Annotated in this window: 9 protein-coding genes; 6 read left to right on the forward strand and 3 right to left on the reverse strand. The window is 75.2% G+C overall.

The window, feature by feature from the left end; all coding sequences use genetic code 11:
• Nucleotides 1–87: 87 nt before the first annotated feature.
• The 3 genes from ACZ501_RS27100 to ACZ501_RS27110 all read right to left on the reverse strand — a co-directional run bounded on the left by ACZ501_RS27100 (nt 88) and on the right by ACZ501_RS27110 (nt 3,007).
• A complete protein-coding gene (locus tag ACZ501_RS27100; RefSeq protein ID WP_468798903.1) occupies nt 88–1,281 on the reverse strand; it encodes a metal-dependent hydrolase family protein in 1,194 nt (397 codons plus the stop codon).
• Between the two features lie 58 nt (nt 1,282–1,339).
• On the reverse strand, nt 1,340–2,146 hold the full coding sequence (locus tag ACZ501_RS27105; protein ID WP_468798905.1) for a hypothetical protein: 807 nt from the start codon (nt 2,144–2,146) through the stop codon (nt 1,340–1,342).
• 201 nt (nt 2,147–2,347) lie between these two features.
• Nucleotides 2,348–3,007 carry a helix-turn-helix transcriptional regulator gene (locus ACZ501_RS27110; RefSeq protein ID WP_362458939.1) on the reverse strand — a complete coding sequence of 220 codons (660 nt, stop codon included), beginning with the start codon at nt 3,005–3,007 and terminating at the stop codon, nt 2,348–2,350.
• A 367-nt stretch (nt 3,008–3,374) separates the two neighbouring features.
• Here ACZ501_RS27110 and ACZ501_RS27115 point away from each other — a divergent pair, with 367 nt between their 5' ends.
• The 6 genes from ACZ501_RS27115 to ACZ501_RS27140 all read left to right on the forward strand — a co-directional run bounded on the left by ACZ501_RS27115 (nt 3,375) and on the right by ACZ501_RS27140 (nt 20,083).
• A complete protein-coding gene (locus ACZ501_RS27115) occupies nt 3,375–4,409 on the forward strand; it encodes a phosphopantetheine-binding protein (protein ID WP_361596114.1) in 1,035 nt (344 codons plus the stop codon).
• Between the two features lie 119 nt (nt 4,410–4,528).
• Nucleotides 4,529–7,744: a non-ribosomal peptide synthetase gene (locus ACZ501_RS27120; RefSeq protein WP_468798907.1), complete on the forward strand. Its 3,216-nt coding sequence runs from the start codon at nt 4,529–4,531 to the stop codon at nt 7,742–7,744.
• Nucleotides 7,741–11,403, forward strand: a complete 3,663-nt coding sequence (locus ACZ501_RS27125) for a condensation domain-containing protein (RefSeq protein WP_468798909.1) — start codon at nt 7,741–7,743, stop codon at nt 11,401–11,403. The genes ACZ501_RS27120 and ACZ501_RS27125 overlap by 4 nt, the downstream gene beginning before the upstream one ends.
• Nucleotides 11,396–16,954 carry a type I polyketide synthase gene (locus tag ACZ501_RS27130; RefSeq protein ID WP_468798911.1) on the forward strand — a complete coding sequence of 1,853 codons (5,559 nt, stop codon included), beginning with the start codon at nt 11,396–11,398 and terminating at the stop codon, nt 16,952–16,954. Before ACZ501_RS27125 ends, ACZ501_RS27130 begins: the two co-directional genes overlap by 8 nt.
• Nucleotide 16,955: 1 nt before the next feature.
• Nucleotides 16,956–19,247, forward strand: coding sequence for a lantibiotic dehydratase (locus ACZ501_RS27135; protein WP_468798913.1), 2,292 nt, complete (start codon nt 16,956–16,958; stop codon nt 19,245–19,247).
• Nucleotides 19,244–20,083, forward strand: a complete 840-nt coding sequence (locus ACZ501_RS27140) for a hypothetical protein (protein ID WP_468798915.1) — start codon at nt 19,244–19,246, stop codon at nt 20,081–20,083. The genes ACZ501_RS27135 and ACZ501_RS27140 overlap by 4 nt, the downstream gene beginning before the upstream one ends.

The raw sequence follows: 20,083 nt of genomic DNA on the forward strand, positions 1-20,083 counted from the left end.
CGCGCGGGTCGGTCCTCGGGGGGTGCCCGGATCTTCTGCGGATGCGGCTTCGGGCGGGGCGCGGTGCGGCGCAGTGCGGCGAGGCCGTCAGCGGCCGGGGCCCGGCAGCCGTACGGGCCGCCCGCGCAGCATGACGAACGAGGGGGCGGCCAGGGCGCCGACATCGGCCGTCGGGTCCCGGTCGACGGCGATCAGGTCCGCCGAGAGCCCCTCGCGGATGCTGCCGGTCCGGTCCGCGATGCCCAGGGCGGCCGCGGCCACGGAGGTGGCCGAGCGGATGACCTCCCGCGGGGTGAGCCCGGCGTCGCGCAGGATCTCCAGTCCGGTCGCGAGGTCGTCATGGGGGATGTGCTCGATGCCCGCGTCCGTGCCGGCCACCACGGCGACGCCCGCCCGGTGCAGGGCGGCGATGTGCTCGGCCCGTGGGCCCCACGGCAGCCTGCCGTGCGGGTTGCGGGCGTTCCTGTTCACCGTCGGGCAGACGGACACGCCCTGGGCCGCCATCCGTTCGGCGACCCGCGGATCGAACTCCAGGCCGCCGCCGGCCCCCACCCAGCTGCAGTGCTCGACCGTGTCCACGCCCGCGGCCACGGCCATGGCGATGCCCGCGGTGCCGTGGGCATGGGCGGCCACGCGCAGGCCCAGTTCCTTCGCCCGGTGCACGACGGCCCTCAGCGCGTCCTCGTCGAACTGCGGCGCCCCGGGGGCGGTCCCGGCGGTCAGGAACCCGCCCGTTGCCATGATTTTGATGAGGTCGGCGCCCTCGGCGTGGTTGCGGTCCACTTCGGCGAGGAGGCCGTCGCGGTCCGCGCAGGCGCCGCCCATGTACCAGCAGTGTCCGCCGGGAGTGGTGATCGGGCGGCCCGCCGTGAGGACCCGCGGTCCCGGGGCCGTGCCCGCCGCGAGCAGCTCGCGTACGCGCATCCCCGTCGCCCCGCGCGAGCCGAGGTCGCGGACCGTCGTGATGCCGGCTTCCAGACAGCGGCCGGCGGCGGAGAGCATGAGGGCGGTCAGCTCCTCGTCGTCGGCTCCGGTCATCGTCTCCACCGGCGCCGGTCCGCCGTCGAACCCCAGGTGGACGTGGGCGTCGATCAGGCCGGGCAACAGGCTGCGGGCCCCGAGGTCCAGTACCTCGGCGCTCTCGTGGACGGACTCGCCGAGGTCGGCGCGCCGTCCCGCCCACGTGATGAGCCCGTCTTCCACGACGACGGCCGCGGCGCGGACGACACCGTCGCCGACGGCGTTCACCAAACGGTCCGCGAGGATCAGTCGTCGTGTCATGCGGTGGTCTCCAGAGCGGTGAGCGGCGGTGTGATCGCGGTGGGGGTCACGGGCGCGCTCACCGCAGGGTGCCGAAGTGGGAGGCGATGACGGCGGCGGTCTCCGGGCTGGTGAGGAACTCCGCCCCGGTCAGGGTGGTCGGGTGGATCCGGGCCGTCGTCGGCCACTGCCGGTTCGGTGTGCTCCACGGGTCCGGGCTCGCGACGATGCACACGTCGGCCGGCACGTCGCCGAGCGGGGCGTCCGCGGCGGCCAGCAGGTAGCCCAGCCAGGCGGTGTACCGGGCGACGAGGTCGTCCGTCAGGGCCGTGCCCGCAGGGTCGTCCTCGGCGGCGGCCGCCAGGTCGTCCGACAGGACCGACCCGATGTACCGCACCGCGGCGACCGGGTCCTGCGGGAGCACGAGGTCCGCCGGGGGACGACCGGGCGGCTGCCCGGCCGCCCCGATGGACCGGCGGATGCCCGCCAGGTCCTCCAGGACCTGCCGCCGGTCGGGGAAGCGCGGGGCCAGCAGCAGGACCGGCACCCGCGTCCCCTCGTGGGCGAGCTCCCCGGCGATGAGCAGGGCGAGCGGGGCACCGCTGCAGTACCCGACCAGCACGGAGGGCGTGGGGTCCAGGGCGGCGATCAACCGGGCGTACTCCCCGGCCAGTTCGCCCAGCGGCAGCCAGCCGCGGCTGTCGCTGAGGTCGGCGACCGGATCGGCCCGCAGGACCGACCGGTCCGCGAGCGCGGTGGTCACCAGGTCACCGGCGGACGGCTGGCCGCTGAACTTGATGAAGTCGACGACGACGGCGTGGTCGGCGGGACCCGACCGCAGAGTCGTCAGACTCACCAGCGGGCGGGCTGTCTCATCGAATCGCATGCTCTTCCTTCTTGAGGCGGGACGACCGGCCTGCCGTCGCCGTCACCGGCCAGCCGCGAAAACCCGATCGGAACTCAGCCTAGGAACCGGCTGCTGCCCCGGGCAGAAGGCGGAAGGCAACCCGGAGGGAAGCGAGGGCCCCCTCCGTCTGCCCTTTCGGCCCCGGCCCGGCTGCCCCGCCGACGCCGGGGAGGACGCGGCCTAGATGTAGCCCTCGCGCAGCGCGTAGGCCACCGCGTGGGCGCGGTTGCGCAGCTGGTAGCGGGTCGTCACGGTGTGCAGGATGTTCTTGACCGTCCGCTCCGAGTACGCGAGCTTCACCGCTATCTCGCCGGTGTCCATGCCGTCGGCCACCAGCCGCAGGACGTCGACCTCGCGCGGCACCATGCCCATCGAGACCGAGGCGGTCGCCCGGTCCCCGGGTTCGCCGCTCTGAAGCCGTCCCATGTGGCCGATCAGCTTGCCCAGCAGATCGGGCGGCAGGTCGCCGTCGCCGCGTTCCGCCGCCAGGATGGCCTGGAGCAGCCGCGCCCCCGTCGCCTCCCGCCGCCACAGGATCGTGGTGACACCGCAGGCCACGACGTCGAGCAGCTCGGATTCCCGTATGCGGTCCAGGACCAGCACCACCCGGGCCTTCTCCGCCCGGACGAGCCGGGACAGGTTCGACAGGACGGCCTCGTCGAAGGTGTCGGCGATCAGCAGGGCGACGTCGACGCCGTCCCGCCTCAGATCGTCCACGAGCACGATCTCCGGGTACTGGCGCAGGTGGCTCATCGCTCCGGCCCGGGAGATCGGGTCCGGGGCGTGAATGGCGACCGGTACCCGGCGGGACGTACGGACGTCGTCGACGAACTGCAGCACGGTGAAGAACTCCTTTTTCCGACCTGCCCCCACCCTTCTCCATCGAGCGGCCACGGGACCATCGTGGTCGACCACGAGATCGGGACCACGAGACCGGGACCACGAGAAGGCGGCCCCGGAGCGAACGCACGGCCCCCGAGCGGACTTTGACGCGCGTGACGATCCGCTGCTAGCGTCGCCGCCCATCGTGTCCGGGGCGGCTTCGCAGCCCTCGGGAAGTGCGGACGGCACACACGGTCTCGCGCTCGCCGGCGGCCATCGCCCCGGCAAGGAAGCGCTCGGATCCCAGGCTCTCGGCGGCGGACACCGCTCCGCCCCCGATCGAGTCGATCCGTACCCGAACCTATGACCCGAGAGTGGGACAGGCATGACTGTGACGGTGGGCCGGGATTCGACCGAGGTCGTGGTCGCGGCACAGTGGAACCGGGTTCTGGGCCGCTTTCCGGCCTCGATCGACGACAACTTCTTCGAGAACGGCGGGAACTCCCTCAAGGCGGCCCGGCTTGCGGGCGGGCTGCGCAAGGCCGTCGGGCGGGACGTGCCCCTGCACGTGATCTTCGACCTCCCCACCGTGCGCGCCCAGAGCGACTGGCTGCGCACCCGGCGGGCCGGGGGCGCGGACGCGGTGATGACGCTCAAGCCGAACGGCGGCGGTGCTCCGCTGGTGCTGCTGCCGGGCGGCGGCGGAAGCCTGGTGGGGCTGGGCGCGTTCGCCGACGCGCGCTTCGACCGGCCCGTGCACGGGCTGCACGCGCGCGGGCTGGCCGCCGGCGAGGTGCCCGCCACGGGCATGGCGGAGCTGAGCGGGGAGTTCGCGGCGATGCTCGACGCCGACGGCCTCCCGCGGAGGATCCACCTGGCGGGGTACTGCTCGGGTGGCGTCTTCGCCTACGACCTCGCCTCCGTCCTCGCCCGGAGCGGATGGGAGGTGCTCAGCGTCACGCTGCTGAACTCCACCCTCGCCGTTCCCGACGTCCCGCACGAGGAGATCGTCCTGCAGCGGCTGAGGCAGCTCGCCGGATCGGCCGGTACCGCCTTCGGAGCCGGCGCCGGACCGGCCACCGCTGACGAACTCTTCCTGCAACTGCGCACATCCGGCCAGGACCTCCTGGAACAGGATTCGGCGGCCTTCCGGCGCCGGCTCGACGTGCATGCCGCGCTCTGGCGCGTCATCGCCGACTACCGGCCGCGGTCCACCACGATCCCCGTCGCGCTCTTCTCCCTGCCCGGCCGGTTCGACCGTGACCTCGCGGAAGCCGTCGGAGCGTCCGACTGGGACGAACTGGGACTCGCGGACTTCCGGCAGATCGACGTGGCCGATCCCGGCATGCCCCTCGTGGCCCACGAGCCCACGCTGGACGCGGTCGAGGCCTGGCTGCGCGACGTCGAGGGCAGGCCCTGATCCCTTCCGGGCACCGAAAGGGCACCGGAGCTTCCCTCCGGCCTGCCCTTCCCCTTCTGCCCGGTGCGCCGGCCGGTTCCTAGGCTCGGTCGGTGTCGGGTGTTTCCACGGATGGTTGGGTGACGACGGTGAATGTGCTGGACCCGGAAAAGGCACGTGCGGGCGGCGGGATCGACGCCTCCGTGGCGGCCTCCGCGAAGGAGAACGCGCTGTGGCTCCTGGACGAGATCGTGCAGGACAGCGGAATCAACAACGTCACGCTGGCCGTACAGGTGCCGGGGCGACTGCGCTGGTGGGCGTTGCAGCGGGCGCTCGACACCCTGATGAGCCGTCACCCGGCCCTGCGGGCGCAGTTCCACGGGCAGCGGTCCGGTGACGACCAGGACGCCCTGCACAAGGAGATCCTCCCACCGGACGCCGTCGACATCGCCGTGGAAGTGCTGCACTCGACCGCCCGGAGCCTGAAGGGCGACGTCAGGGCCTTCTCGGCGGCGCCCTTCGCGCTGGAGCGGCAGCCGCTCGTCCGCGCCGCGCACCTGCTGTGCGAGACCGGCGACGTCTTCTGCCTCGTCGTCCACCACATCGTTTTCGACGGCCGGTCCGCCAACCTGGTCCTGGCCGAGTTCGCCGAGCTCTACGGCGCGCTGGCCACGGACGCCGAGCCCGCCGCGGCCCTGGTGCGGGAGGTGCCCGCACTGGTCGAGACCGCCCCCTCGGACGCGAGCACCGCCTACTGGCGCGAGCACCTCGCGGGAGTGGACCCCACCCGTCTCGGCCTGTGGTGCGGCAACCCCGAGCCGGCCGCGCCCACCCTGGCCGGGGCCCGGCTCTCCCACGAGCTCTCCGGCGAGGCGGTCGCGGTGGTGCGGCGCCTGCGCAAGGAGCTGAGGGCCACCGAGAGCAGCGTCCTGCTCGCGGCGTACTACCTGCTGCTCGCCCGCCACGGGGCGGGTCCCGACCTGGTGGTGGGCACCCCGGTGGACGTCCGGGGCGCGCAGGCCCGCGACCGTGTCGGGTACCACGTCAACACGCTGGCCTGCCGGGTCTCGGTCGATCAGGGGAGCGGATTCCGCTCGCTGGTCGGCGCGGCGCAGCGGGCCTTCCTCGGCGCCGTCGAGCACGCCGACGCGCCGGTGGACCTCGTCCTCCCCGAGCTTCCGCGCGGCGACGGCTCCTGGCGCGGCTCCCTGTTCCGCCACATGTTCAACTACCTGCCCGACGAGGGCGGCGCGACCGTCGACCTCGGCGGTCAGGAAGCCCGCACCCTGGACGTGGACCGCGGGCACAGCCGGTTCGACCTGGAGTTCTTCGTCTCGTCCTCGCCACGGGGCATCCGCATCAAGGCCGCCTACAGCACGGAGATCCACAGCGGGGCGGACGTCCAGCTGCTCCTGGAGCGCTACGAGAGCCTGCTGCTCGAGGCCGGCCGCGACCCCGACCGGGCGGTGGGCACCCTGTCCCTGCTCAGCGGCCGGGACCGCGAGGTGCTGGACCGGGCGAACCGCACGGCGCGAACGGTCAGCCCGTCCTCCGTGCTGGAGGCCATCGCGCAGCGGACCGCGGAGCGGCCCGACGCCGTGGCCGTACAGGACGGCGAGGACGAGCTGACCTACCGGCAGCTGTGGAACGCCGCGACCGGCCACCGCGAGGCGCTGGACGCCGCGGGCGTCGCTCCGGGCGACGTCGTCGCGGTCGAGGCCACCCGCGGCGCAGCACTGGCGTCCGCCGTGCTCGGCGTGTGGCTGGCCGGCGCCGCCTACCTTCCGCTGGACCCGGCGCACCCCCGCGAACGGCTGGCCCACCAGGTCGAGGACTCCGGGGCCGGGGTGCTCATCGCGGACGGCGACTGGGAGTGGCTAGACGGCCGGTGCGCGATCCTGCCCCTGACCCCGGCCGCCCCGCTGCCCGGTCCGGCGCAGGACCGCCCCGCGGATCCGCCCGGCGGCGCGGCGCGGTCCGGCGAACGCGCGTACCTGATCTACACCTCGGGTTCCACCGGCCGCCCCAAGGGCGTCGAGCTCAGCCACGGCAACCTCGCCAACGTCGTCGGGCACTTCGCCCACAGCCTGGCGGTGGCCCCGGGCGACGCCGTCCTGTGGCTCACCACCTTCGCCTTCGACATCTCGGCACTCGAACTCTTCCTGCCCCTGGCCCGAGGCGGCCGGGTCGTGGTCGCCCCGGACGAGGCGCGCACCGACGCCGCCGTCCTGTTCGGCCTCGTCGAGCGTCACGACGTGCGCATCGTCCAGGCCACGCCCACCACCTGGCGTCTCGTGGCCGACGAGGCGGACGGCCGGCTCGCCGGACGGCAGGTGCTGTGCGGCGGCGAGGGCATGCCCCCGGCGCTCGCCGGACGACTCCTGGAGACGGGCTGCTCGCTGCACAACGTGTACGGGCCGACGGAGACCACCATCTGGTCCACTGCCGCCGAGGTCCGCGAGGCGCCGGCCGGACCCGTGAGCATCGGCGTGCCCATCGCCAACACCACGGTCTTCGTCGCGGACCCGGACGGCCGGGAGCTGCCGCTCGGCCTGCGCGGCGAACTGTGCGTGGCGGGGGCGGGCGTCGGCATCGGCTACCGCGACCGCCGCCTGACGGAGGACCGGTTCCGCGAACACCCGCGCTTCGGCCGCCACTACCGTACGGGGGACCTCGCCAGGTGGCGCCACGACGGCACCCTGGAGATCCTGGGCCGCGCCGACCGCCAGGTGAAGCTGCGGGGCAACCGGATCGAACTCGGCGAGGTCGAGTCGGCCGCAGAGGGGTTCCCCGGCGTCACGGCGGCCGCCGCGGTGATCGTCGGCGATCCGACGGCGGACGGGCGCCTCACGCTCTTCGTGCACACGTCACTCGGCGACGAGATAGTCCCCGCACTGTGGGAGCACGCCCGGGCGGCGCTGCCCGCCTCCTTCGTCCCGAACGACGTCATACCGGTGACCGGCCTGCCGACCACGCCCAACGGCAAGACCGACTACCGCGCCCTGACCGAGCAGGCCCTGGCGCGCCGCGCCCGACGGACGGCCGTGTCCGAGCTGCCCGACGCCGCCGCTGCGGACGCAGCGCGGACGCGGGACGACGAGGGGATCGTCGGGGAACTGCGCGGGCTGTGGGCCGAGGTCCTCAAGAAGGCGCCCGCCGACATCGCCCCGGACACCAACTTCTTCTCCAGCGGAGGCCATTCGCTGCTCGCCGCCCGGCTTGTACGCCGGATCGAGAAGATCAGCGGTACCGCCGTCCGGCTCGCCGACATCTTCAACGCGCCCACCCCCGCCGGGATCGCGGCCCACCTCGCGGCCCGCCGGCCCGTCGGAACGGCCCCGGGGGAGCCGGCGTGAACGAGCACCCGGACCACGGCGCCGCCCCCGACCTCCTCGGCGAGCGCTGGCGGGAACTGCTGGAACTGCCGGCCGCCGCCCACGGCGAGCGGGAGGGCTTCCTCAGCCTGGGCGGCACCTCGTGGGCGGCCGTCCGCCTGCGGGCGTTCGTACGCGAGACCCTGGGCGCGGAGATCCCGCTGGCGCTGCTCCTGAGGGAGAACGCCTCCCTGGCCGGGCTGCGCGAGCACCTGGCCGTCGCGCCGGCCGCCGGCCCGGCGCCGGCCGGCCCGGCCCCCGCCCCCGGCTCGCCGCCGCCCGCCGCGCGCACCCGTTCGCGGCTCGCACCCGCGCAGCGCCGGATGTGGATGTTCAGCCGGATCCACCCCGACTCCGCGGCGTACAACGTGGTCGCCGCGCTCCGGATGCGCGGGGAGCTGGACCTCCCCGCGCTCCGGGGCGCGCTCGCCGACGTCACCGCCCGCCACGATGCGCTGCGTGCCTCGCTCGACGGAGCCCGGAGCCGCCCGGGCCCGCCGGCCCGCGCCGCAGCGGCCCCGGGTGCGGCCGAGCCCGAGCTGGTCTACGCCGACGTCGTACACCCGGAACTGCGGGTGAGCACCGTCGAAGGCCGGCTCGACGGCGTCCTCGACGGGTTCGTGCGCGAGACGGCCGAACGCCCCGTGCCGCTGACCGGCGCACCGCTGTGGCACGCCGCACTGCTGCGCTCGCGCACCGAAGCGGACAACTGCCTGGTGCTCTCCCTGCACCACATCATCTCCGACCAGCACACGCTCGACCTGCTGCTGGCCGACCTCGCCACGGCCTACGCCGCCCGGCGCGGCCCGGACGGCGGGCAGACGCGGCCGACCGCGGCCCCCCGGTTCGCCGACCACGCCGAGGCCGAGGCCGACGCGGTGGGCGACGCCCGCTGGACGGCCGAACTCGCCTACTGGCGGGACCGGCTCGCCGACGCGCCGCGCGACTGCGCGCTGCCGTTCCGGCTGCCGGCGCCCGACCGGCCCACCTTCGCCGGGCAGGCGCACCCGCGTCCGCTGGGCCGGGAACGCAGCGAGCTGATGACGGGGTTCGTCCGCGATCACGCGGTCACGCCCGTGGTGCTCGTCCTGACGTGTGTGGCCTTCGTCCTGGCGGCCTGGTCGGGTCGCCCCAGCGTGGTCCTGGGCATGCCCGCCTCCCGGCGGCGCAGCTCGGACGACGACGCCCTCGTCGGATTCCTCGTGGAGAGCCTGCCCGTCCGGATCGACCTGGACGGACACGCCGACTTCACCGCCCTGCTGCGGCACGTCGGGGAACGGCAGGTCGAGGCGCTCGAACACGGAACGCCGACGTTCGACGCGATCGTCGAAGCGCTGGGCATCCCCACCCGGCCCACCGGCAACCCGCTCTTCCAGGTCTGGGTGAACGACCTCAGCGGCGCGGCCCCCGCACCGCAGATGCCCGGGCTCCGGACCGAGGTGGCCGAAGTGCCCACCGCCCCGGCCCTGTTCGACCTCAACTTCTACCTCCGTCGCCAGGACTCCGGCTACCGCCTCGACCTGGTGCGGTCCCTGGACCGGATCCCGGCCGAGGTGGCCGACGAACTGGCCGACCAGTGCGTCGCCGTGCTCGACCAGGTGCTGGCACGCCCTGACACCGCGCTGCGCGACCTCAGCCTGGTCACCGACCGGGCCCGGGCCGCCGGAGCCGACCTCGCCCTGCCGCTGCCGCAGGCCGCCCCACCCGCCCACGGCATCGTCGAACAGGTGCTCGCCATGGCGGCGCGGCGTCCCACGGCGCCCGCCCTGCTGGCGGCCGACGGGACGACCGTGCCGTACGGCAGGCTGGCCGAGCAGGTCGAGACCCTGGCGGCCAGGCTCACCGCGGACGGCGTACGACGGGACACCGTGGTCGCGGTCGAAGCGGCACGGGGAGCATGGCTGCCCGTGGCACTGCTCGCCGTGTGGCGGGCCGGAGCGGTCGCGGCCCTGCTGGACGGCACCCTTCCGGCGATGCGCCGGGCCGCCTGCCACGAGCTGGTGCGCCCCCTGCGGACGCTGCGCCTGCACACCGCCCCCGACGCGCCCCCGCACCTGCTGCCGGGCGCCCCCCGGCCCCGCACGCTCCCGGGCGCGAGCCACGTGCTGTTCACCTCCGGCACGTCCGGTACGCCCTCCGCGGTGACGGTGCCGCACGGCGCCCTGGAGGCCGCGCTCGACTGGTACGCGGCGGCGTACGACGTACGGAGCACGGACCGGACGGCCCTGCTCGCGGGCCTGGGCCACGACCCGGTCCTGCGCGACCTGTTCGTGCCGCTGAGCCGGGGCGGCACGGTCGTGCTGCCGCCGGACGGCGTGCCGGGCCGGCCCGGCGGGCTGCTCGACCTGCTGCACGGCCGCGCCGTGACCCTGCTGCACGCCACCCCCGCGCTGCTGGAGATGCTGGCCGCCGCCCACGCGGAGCGCCCGGCCCTGCGGCTGGACGCGCTACGGCTGGTCATGTCCGGCGGGGCCCCGCTCACCGCCGGCCTGGCCCGGCGCCTGCGTACGGTCACCCGGGCGGCCGTCGTCAACGCCTACGGGGCCACCGAGACCCCGCAGATCGCCTCCGCCCACCTCGTCGCCCGGCACTTCGCACCGGTGCCGGCGGACGTTCCGGACGGGACGGCCCTCCCGGTCGGAGCGGGCGCCGCCGGCTTCCGCCCGGTCGTGCTGGCCCCCGACGGCACGCCGGCCGGGATCGGGCAGCGCGGAGAGATCCTGCTGCGCGGCTCCCGGCTGGCGCTGGGCTACCTGGACGACTCGGGACCGCACGAACGGTTCGTGCCGGACCCCGGCGGGGCGCCGTACGCGAGGGCCTACCGCACCGGGGACCTGGGCAGGCTCGACCCCCGGGGGCAGGTGCACGTGGACGGCCGGGCGGACCGGCAGGTCGCGGTCAACGGCTACCGGATCGGCCTGGAGGAGGTCGAGAGCGCCGCCCACCGGCACCCCGGCATCGTCCGGGCGGCAGCCGCGCTGGCCGACGACGGCAGGCTCGTCCTGCGGGCCGTGGCCCGCCCCGGCCATCCGCTGACCGAGGCCGCGCTGCGCCGTCAGCTGGCGGCTCTGCTGCCGCCCCTGGCCGTGCCCTCCCTGATCGTGCTGACCGACGGGCTCCGGGTGGACGCCAACCACAAGGTGGTGGCCGATGCGGCCGGGACCGCCTCCCCGGGCCGGGGCGAAGGGCCGACCCCGGACCTCCCGTCCCCGGACCGCCCGGCCCCGGCCGGGGCGCCGCCGCCCCCTGCCGCCGACCCGGAGCACGACCGGGACACCGGCTGGGGCACGGACGCCGGCCCCGCCGCCGCGGTCCTCACCGCCCGGCTCCGGGACCTCACCGGCCGGGACGTCGACCCCGACGAGAACTTCTTCGACACCGGGCTGAACTCGATGACCCTGCTGCGGCTGTACGAGTCGCTGCGCACCGAGCTCCCCGGCCCGCTCAGCATCACCGACCTGTTCACGCACGCGAGCCCCCGGGCTCTGCTGCGGTTCCTGTCCGACCGCGCCACCGAGGACGGCGGCCGGACACGGCACCGCCCCACCGGCGTGAGCAGAACCGACTTGCACAACGCCGGAGAACGCCGCAGGGCGATCCGCCGACGCATCCACCACGAGGGGCGAAGCACCCATGAATGAGCAGCTGGAGCCGATCGCAGTCATCGGTCTCGCAGGCCGGTTCCCCGGCGCCCGCGACGCCGACGCCTTCTGGCGCAACCTGCAAGAAGGACGCGAGTCGGTCCTTTTCCCCTCCGACGAGGAACTGACCGGGGCCGGGGTCCCCCAGGAAGCGCTGCGCGACCCCGACTACGTCAAGGCGGTGGCCATGGCCCCCGGCATCGACGAGTTCGACGCCCGCTTCTTCGACCTCTCCCCCCGCGACGCCACCTCGACCGATCCGCAGATACGGATCTTCCTGGAGGCCGCACACGCCGCGATGGAGAACGCCGGGTACGACCCCGAGCGCATCGCCGACGTCGGCGTGTTCGGTTCCGTCGGCGTCAACCGCTACGTCGACCTGCTGACCGGTTCCGACCACAGCAACGTCCGCAGCGCCTCGGGGATGTCCGTCGGCGTGCTGAACAACTCGGACTACGTCGCCACGCTCGTCTCCTACAAGCTCGGCTTCCACGGCCCCAGCATGACCGTCCAGACGGCCTGTTCCAGCTCCCTGCTGACGGTCCACCTGGCCGCGCAGGCGCTGCGCAACGGCGAGTGCGAGATCGCCCTGGCCGGCGGTTCCGACGTCGAGTTCCCGCTCGGGCACGGCCACTGGTGGGCGCCCGGCAGCCCGATGACCCCCGACGGGCACTGCCGTCCCTTCGACAAGGACGCGAACGGCACCATCTTCGGCAGCGGCGCCGGCGTCGTCGTGCTCAAGCGCCTCAGCGACGCGCTCGCGGACGGGGACACCATCCGGGCCGTGGTACGCGGCACCGCCGTCAACAACGACGGCTCCGGCAAGGTCGGCTTCAGCGCCCCCAGCGTGACCGGGCAGTCCGCCGTCGTCGCCGAGGCACTGGAGGTGGCCGGCGTCCACCCGGCCCAGATGTCCTACGTCGAGGCGCACTGCACCGGTACTCCGCTCGGGGACCCCATCGAGGTCACCGCGCTCACCCGGGCCTACCAGAGCCTCGCCGACGGGGACCTGGAGCCGGGCGGCTGTGCGATCGGCTCGGTCAAGGGCAACGTCGGCCACCTCGGGCACGCCTCCGGCGTCACCGCGCTGATCAAGGTGGTGCTGTCGCTGGAGAACGAGCAGATCCCGCCCAGCATCAACTGCACCGCGCCCAACCCCAAGCTCGGCCTGGAGAGCTCCCCGTTCCGGGTCAACACCGAACTGACCCCCTGGCCGCGCACCACCGGCACCCCCCGGCTCGCGGGCGTCAGCTCCCTGGGCATCGGCGGCACCAACGTGCACGCGATCGTCGAGGAGGGACCGTCGCCCGCGCTGACCGCGCCGGACGGCAAGCACCGGCTCCTGGTGTGGTCCGGCAAGACCCCCGGGGCCGAGCGGGAGTACCGGGACCGGCTCGCCGAGCACCTCGGCCGCACCGGCGCGGCCGCCTTCGCCGACACGGCGGCCACGCTCCAGCAGGGCAGGACCGCCCACCTGCACCGGGCCGCGGTCGTCGCCGCCGACCCGGCGACGGCGGTGGCCGCCCTGACCGACCCCGGCGCCTCGAAGCTGGTGGTGGGCCGCGGAGCGGCCGTACCGCGGGGCGTCGTCTTCCTGCTGCCGGGGCAGGGCACCCAGCACGCGGGGATGGCCCGGGGACTGTACGGAACCGAGTACACCTTCACCCGCGCCTTCGACGAGTGCCTCGACCTCTTCGACGAGCACGGGCTCGCCGTGCGCACGGCGTGGCGCACCGCCGAGAGCGACGACCACCTCCAGGACACCTCCCTGGCCCAACCGCTGCTGTTCGCGGTCGAGTACGCGCTCAGCCGGATGTGGCTGTCCTGGGGCATCCGGCCCGCCGGGCTGCTGGGCCACAGCATCGGCGAGCTGGCGGCCGCCGCCGTCGCCGGGGTGTTCGGCCTCGCGGAGGGGACCGCCCTGGTGGCCGCCCGCGCCCGGGCGATGGAGGAGACGGAACCCGGTGGCATGTACGCCGTCGCGGCGTCCGCGGAAACCCTCGTACCGCTGCTTCCCGCCTCCCTGAGCCTGGCCGTCGTCAACGGGCCGCGCCAGACGGTGATCGCCGGGCCGCTGCCCGAACTCGCCGCCTTCGCCGAGGTGCTGAAGGCCGACGGCATCTCCAGCCGGCCGGTGCGGACCTCGCACGCCTTCCACAGCCCGATGATGGCCGAGGCCGCCGCGAAGTTCGAGCGCGCCTTCGAAGGCGTCGAACTGCGTCCCCCGGCCATCCCGATCCACTCCGCCGCCACCGGGCGCCCGGTCACCGACGAAGAGGCGACGACGCCCGCCTTCTGGGCGCGCCAGCTGACCGACCCCGTCCGCTTCGGCCCGGCGCTGGACGCGCTGCTGCGGGACGACGACCTCCTCCTCCTCGAGGTCGGCCCCGGACGGACACTGGCCGCTCTGGCCACCCGGCACCCGGCACTGGACGCCTCGCGCCACACGGTCGTGGCCACCCTGCCGCGCCCAGGCGGCGGCTCGGACCACGACGGCGCCGACTGGCGCTCCGCCATGGACGCGCTCGCGGTGATCTGGACCGAGGGCCACGACGTGGCCTGGGACGTCGTCGGCCAGCAGGTGCCCCTCCGGCGCATCCCCCTGCCCGGATATCCGTACCAGTCCGTACGCCACTGGGTCGACGCGCCCGCCCTCCGGCACGGCACCGGGGACAGCGCGCTGCCGGCGACCGGGGAGACCGCCGCCCCGGCCGCCGCGGGCGCGGTCACCGATCGGCCGGCGGCCGGGCAGCCGGCCGCCGCCGGTTCGCCCTTCACCACCCTGTCGTGGGAGGAGACGCCGCGTACGGCGAGCCTCCGGCCGCCGAAGGACGTACCCGTGGTGGCGCTGCTCCCTGCCGACCCCGACCGGGCACTGGAGCTGACCGTCGCACTCCAGCGGGCCGGCATGCGCGTCACGCGCGTCCAGCCCGGCGGAACCTACGAGGAGGACGGCACGGGATTCCGGGTCCGGCCCGGCGAGGCCGAGGACATGGAGCGGATGCTGCGCACGCTCACCGGTCGCGGGGTGCTGCCGCGGACCCTCGTCCACGCCTGGACGCTCGGCGCGGGGCAGCCGCTGTCCTCGGCCACCGTGCGCGAGCGCCTGGACGCCTCCTTCCACAGCCTCGTGGCCCTCACCCAGCAGGGCGCCCGCCACGCCGCCGGTGGGGGGATGCCCGCGCTCCTCGTCCTGACCGAGAACTCGGCCGACGTCTCGGGCGCCGAAGCCGTCGACCCCGTCAACGCCATGGCCCACGGGCTCGTGCGCACCGTCGCGCTGGAGGACGAGCGCGTCGTCTGCAAGCTGGTGGACGTCGGCGCCGGCGTCGGCGAGGAGACTCTCGTCGCGGAGCTGGCCGACTGGCAGGTCCCCGGGGTCGTGGCCCTGCGCGGCGACCGCCGCTGGACCCGTACGGAGAGGGAGTACCACCCCCGGCCGGCCCCCCGGCCGGCGCTCCGCGAGGGCGGCGTCTACCTGATCACCGGCGGCCTCGGCGGGCTCGGCATGGAGGTCGCGAAGGGCCTCGCCCGGACGGGGCTGCGCCCGCGCCTCGTCCTGCTCGGCCGGACCGGAATGCCGGAGGGCGAGGAACGGGAGCGGCTGCTGGCGGCCGGGGACGCCCGGACCGTCCGGCTCGCCGCCGACCTGGCCGAACTGGCCGCTTCGGGCGCCGAGTACCGCGTCTTCGCCTGCGACGTGACCGATCCCCGTTCCCTGCGCCGGGCGGCGGACGTCGCCGTGGCCCGGTTCGGCCCCGTGACCGGTGTGCTGCACCTGGCAGGCGTCGCGGGTGACGGCATGCTGGCCTTCCGGGACCGCGAGCGGACCAGCTCCGTCCTCGCACCCAAGGTGCTGGGTACGCTGGCCCTGGCGGAGCTCTTCGCCGACCGCCCCAAGCTCGACTTCTTCGTCTCGTTCTCGAGCCGCGCCGCCCTCATGGGCCTGCGGGGCGGAGGCGACTACGCGGCGGCCAACGCCTTCCTGGACGCGTTCGCCGGCACCCCGGCGCCCGCCGGCTGCCGCATGCTCAGCATCAACTGGCCGGCGTGGAACACCGTCGGCATGGCGGTCCCCGCACTGGCGGCACGCGACGGCCGGCCCCAGGACGGCCCGCCCGCCGCCGCCGTCCGGCACCGGACCTGGAGCACCGAACTCACCCCGGCCGAGTGCCCCGCGCTCGACGAGCACCGGATCTCCGGCAAGGCGGTCCTTCCCGGCACCGGCCACCTCGACCTGGTCGTGCGCGCCTTCCGCGCCGAGGTCCTCGGCGCGCGTCCCGCCCCCGTGCACCTGGCGGACGTGGTCTTCCTGCGCCCGCTGGTGGTGGAGACCCGCGCGGTGGTGGAGGTCTCCTGGGAGCCCGAGGAAGGCTCCGGGGGACGGTGGCGCTTCACGGTGGCGTCGGTTCCCGCCGACGGTGGCGTGCGCCAGGTCCACGTGACGGGCAGCGCCGCCGAGAGCACGGCGCCGGCGGGCCGGGTGGACACCCGCGAGCTGCGGGCCCGGCACACCCTGGGGCGCGCACGGGCCGCCGGCCGCAAGAAGCCGCAGCGGCTGTTCTCCCTCGGCCCGCGCTGGAACAACGTCGTGTCCGTCGACAGCGTGCCCGGCGACCGTGCCGAGCACCTGGTCGCCCTCGCACTGCCGGAGGTGTTCGCGGACGAGGCCGCCGGACACGCCCTGCACCCCGCGCTGCTGGACTCGGCCACCTCGCACGCCCGCGACCCCGAGCGCGACTCCTTCCACCTGCCGTTCATGTACCGGTCCCTGACCCTGTACGCCGCCTCCCTGCCGGCCCGGCTGCTGAGCCACATCCGCCGCCAGGACAGCGCGGACGGCTTGATCGTCGCGGACGTGACGCTGGTGTCCGAGGACGGGGAGCTGCTCGCCGAGATAGCGGGCTTCACGATGCGCCGCGTGGAGGACGGGACCTTCATCGAGGCCGCGTCGGCCTCCGCCGCGACCTCCGACGACAGCCCCGCACCCCGCACCCGGGAGGTTCCGCGGGACGGCGCACTGGCGGTGCAGTCGGGCATCGACCCCGAGACCGGTACCCGCCTGCTGCTGGACCTGCTCGACGCGGTGACCCCGCGCCAGGTGGCGGTCGCGCCGTACCGTGACGGACTGCCCCTGCCGGTCGCCGAACCCCGGCCCCCGGCGGTACCCGGTCCCGGGCCCGCCGCGGCCCCCGCGCCGAGCAGCACGTCCCCGGCCGCGTCCCCGCCACCGGCTCCCGCCGCGCCGGCGGCATCCGCCGCGCCGCTCGCGGCGCCCGCCCCGGCGCCGGCCCGGACCCCGGAGGCGGTGCCGTCCGGCGCCGACCCCGTGGAGGAGCGGCTGCGGCAGCTGTGGGCCGCCTCGCTCGGCATGGAGACGATCAGCCCCGATGACGACTTCTTCGACCTCGGCGGCAACTCGCTCACCGCGGTCGAGCTGATGTCCCAGATCCGCAAGCACTACCGGCTCGACCTGAGCATCGCGGCGCTGTTCGACTACCCGACGCTGCGCACCCTGGCAGCCGAACTGCGGACCCGGGGAGCGCGCTGACGTGAGCGGATCCGACACCCGTCCCGGCACCCGGCCGGACCACCTGCTCCCGCTCTCCCCGGGATGGGGGCTCTGGAGGCTGTCCGCCCTGCGCGGCGCCGGCATGCCCTTCGGCTGGCTCCAGGCCCTCAGCACCACCGACGGCTCGCCCTCCGAGGAGGGCGGGGCCGGCGGGTTCCTGGCCGAGGAGCGCTTCCTGGAGGCCCTGGCCTGGCAGAACCCCGCCGCCATGCGCAACTGGGTCGCCCGGCACGCCGCGGCGGTGCGCGACGGCCGGGAGCTGTCCCGCGGCGGCAAGCGCGACGCGCTGCTCGCCCGGTACGCGCAGCGCTACTGCGCGAAGAACGACACCATCGGTTTCTTCGGCCCCGTCGCCTGGGCCCGCCTCGACGAGCGGGAGACCGGGCTGCGGCAGTCCGGTAGCGGAGGAATCCGCAGCCGGAGCACGCACTTCGAGACCTGGGCCCTGGAAGCCCTGGCCGATGCGTGGCGCGAAGACGAGGCCCTGGCCGCGTACCTGCCCGTACGCCTGCACCCGGCGGTCCACGCCGACGGCGCGGAGATCCGCCGCCCCTGGCGCCCGCCGCAGAGCGCCGGCGCCCTCACCGCAGCGCTGCTCGCGGCGGTCAGGGCCGAGGGCGTCACGGGCCGGGTCCTGCGGACGGCCGCCGAGGCGTGCGGAACCTCCTCGGCCGAGGCGGCCGCCGAGTTCGACCGGCTGCGCGGCGCCGGGATCCTGGACGTGGGCTTCACCGTGCCGCTGGACGAACACCCCGAAGCGCGGCTGCGCGAACAGCTCGGCCGGATCCCCGACCCGCACGCGCGGCGCGCCCCCCTGGAACAACTGGACCTGCTGGAGGGCCTGCGCAAGGCGGTCGCTGCCGCCGAAGGCGACGCGCTCGCCACCCACGAGGCGCTGGAGGAACTGGGCCGCTCCCTGGGCGAGGCGGCGGGCAGGCCTGCCGCGCGCGAGAAGCAGCAGACCCTGTACGGCCGTTCGTTCCTCTACCAGGACAGCCGCCGCGACCTCGACGTCACCATCGGCGGGGACCTGCTGGACGCGCTGCGCGCCCCGCTCGCGATCCTGCTGGACAGCGCGCGGTGGCTGGCGGCCGAGGCGGCCCAGGCGGTCGAGACGCACGTACGGGCCCGCTTCCGGGAGCTGCGCGAGCGCTCGGACGACGTACGGCTCAGCGAGCTGTACCTGGGCGTGGCGGACGTACTCGCCGGCGCACCGGGCACCGTCATCGACGAGGTGTCGCGGGACTTCGGGCTCCGCTGGGCCGAGCTCCTGGACGCCGCCCCCCACCAGGCCGACGGACCGCACGCCGGCGAGGTGCGGCTGGACACGGCCCGCGTCGCACCGCTCGCGGCCGTGCTCTTCCCGCACCACCGCCCCGCGTGGTCCGGCGCCCGCTACCACAGCCCCGACCTCATGCTGGCCCGGACCGGTGGACCCGACGGACCCACCCGCTGGGTCCTGGGCGAACTGCACGTCGCGCTCAACACGCTGGAGAGCCGCGTCTTCCACACCCAGTCCGACGACCGGGGCGAACTGCGCGACGCGGTCGCGGCGGACATGGCCGGCGGGCGCGTGCTCGCGCTCCAGCCGAACGACTCGCCCGAGGTCACCCCGCGCACCTACCCACCGCTGGCGGTCCACGTCCCGGGTGCCTACGCCTACTGGTCGTTCGGCCGCGACGCAGGAGCCCCCGAGGGGGCGGTCTCCTGGCCCGCGACCGCCCTGCGCGTCCGCGAGGACGGCGGGAGCCTCGTGGTGGAACCGCCGGACGGCTCCTGGTCGGCCTCCGTGACGGAGGCGCTCGGCGAGTTCCTGACCGCCCTGGTGGTGAACCGGTTCCAGATCCGCCCCCGGGGCGCCCACGCTCCCCGGGTGCTCCTCGACGACCTGGTGATCTGCCGCGAGAGCTGGCGCATCCCGCTCGCCGACCTCGCGGCGGCCTCCCGCAAGCCCGCCACCCTGGCCGCCGAGCTGCTGGCCAGGGGCGTGCCCCGCCACGTCTTCGCCCGGACCCCCGCCGAACCGAAGCCGTTCTACGTGGACCTCGACGCCCCGCTGCTGGTCCGCAATCTGCAACGGGCGGTCCGCCTCGCCGCCACCCTCCCCTCGGGGGGACTGTGCCTCGACCTCGGGGAGATGCTGCCCGGCCCGGACGACCTGTGGCTCGCCGACGTCGACGGCGGGCAGTGCACGGCGGAGTTCCGCCTGGTGGCGGTGGACGGGACGGCGCCGCCGGCCGTGACCACGACTGCTGAAGGAGAACCGGGATGACCACGAGTCCCCACCCCTGGCGCGTACTCCGCGAGGGCAGCCCCGCCGGGGGCCGGCCCCCGGGCTGCGTACTCGCCGTGGACTTCGGGAGGAGCCGGTCGGAGGCGGGGTTCCCCGAGCTGACCGTCCACCTCGACCCCGCGTACACGGTGCTGGAAACGGTGCCCCCGGCCCTCGGCGTCCACGACCGCCGGGCGCTCTCACCCGAGACGTACACCCGGGGCTGGGCCGAGGCCCTGGCCCGTCGGGCGGAGCCGGTCCACGCCGTCCTCGGATACTGCATGGGCGCCCCACTGGCGCGTGCCGTGGCGGCGGGGCTCGCCGCCCACCAGGCGAGCGCCCCGACGGTGGTCCTCTTCGACCCCGAGCTGCCCGGGCCGGAGACCCTCCTCGCCCAGTTCGCCGCCTCGGTCGAGAGCCTGGCGGACGAACTCACCGGGCAGGAGCAGGAGGACGCCCTGCGGCACGGGCGGGAGGCCCTCGACACCCGCGGCCCCGCCGCGCTCGCCGCGGCACTGGCGGACCGCTACCGGGACCTGGCACTGCTGGCGTTCACCCGGGCCGAACTGGGGTCCGAACTGGCCGCCGAGGCCGCCGGCCGATTCGACCGCTACCTGGCGTACCTCCTCGCCGGCGCCGGCACCGCGGCCTCCCCGTCGAGCCCGCCCCACGTCGCCGTCACCTCCGCCACCCCGGGCGGTGCCGCGCGGTACGCCGAGCGGGTGCGCACCTTCGACGTACCCCGCCAGGACCTGCTGCGCCACCCCGGCGTGGGCCGGGCCCTGTCCGAACTGCTGCGCGCCCCGGCGCAGTCCCCGCTTCCCGAGAAGGCCTGA

The organism is Streptomyces sp. NPDC034085 (genome assembly GCF_055575555.1).